A 1,032-nucleotide genomic window follows, 5' to 3' on the forward strand; every position below is an offset into this window, starting at 1 on the left:
TTTGTATGCGCCAAAATGATTTTTGTATGCGCCAAAATGATTTTTGTATGCGCCAAAATGATTAGACCTCTTGCACAAATATTTTTTACCCCACCCTAACCCTAAGCAATTTCGGGGAGGGAACTGGCAGGATTGAGGGGGATTTTTAGGATTCATGCAAGAGCAAACAACGGCTGTGAAAGTAGAATCCCCCACTTTTTAGGCGTGGGGAGTGTCAAATTTATAAAATACTTAAAGTCAACGCTATGATTGTGCATTGCTGGTCAAAACGACTCCCACTTGTTTAAAAAGTTATGGCATTTTCTTCCATTGTGCGCGCTTTGGGGCGATCGCCGCTCACCACAGAATTTATCTCTAAGCTAAATCGGCAAAAATATTTACATTTAAATGGCCTCCCTCGCTTACCAAAAGGCTTGGTAGCTTCGGCTTTAGCTCAAACTCAGGAACAGAATTTGTTTGTGGTCTGTGCCACTCTGGAGGAAGCCGGACGCTGGACAGCACAACTGGAGGCGATGGGATGGCAAGCTATACATTTTTACCCAACATCCGAAGCATCCCCCTACGAACCTTTTGACCCCGAAACCGAAATGACTTGGGGACAAATGCAAGTTTTGGCAGATTTGGTCAAGAGTCAAGGGAAAGGAAAAGACAAGGGAGAGGGGGGAGACAAGAAAAAAAATTCCCCCTTGTCCTCCTTGTCCTCCTTGTCCCCCTTGTCCCCATCTCCCAAGTTCGCAATCGTCGCCACCCACGCTGCTTTACAACCCCACCTACCGCCACCAGCAGCATTTGCTCCTTTGTGTCTCACTCTCAAACAAGGGATGGAGTTGGGTTTAAATAGTTTTAGTGAAAAACTAGCTACTCTGGGGTACGAACGGGTTGCTTTGGTGGAAACAGAAGGACAGTGGAGTCGGCGGGGTGATATTGTTGACGTGTTTCCTGTGTCTTCTGAATTACCAGTCCGCTTGGAGTGGTTTGGTGATGAAATTGAGCAAATTCGAGAATTTGACCCGACAACTCAACGTTCGGCTT

General features: G+C 46.3%; 1 pseudogene. It reads left to right on the plus strand.

Annotated elements, in window-relative coordinates:
• Window positions 1-293: 293 nt before the first annotated feature.
• Window positions 294-1,032, plus strand: a pseudogene (locus DM995_RS22995) (hypothetical protein); the annotation flags it as partial.

The sequence above is a fragment of the Blastomonas sp. UPD001 genome (assembly GCF_003426715.1).
GTDB lineage: Bacteria > Pseudomonadota > Alphaproteobacteria > Sphingomonadales > Sphingomonadaceae > Blastomonas.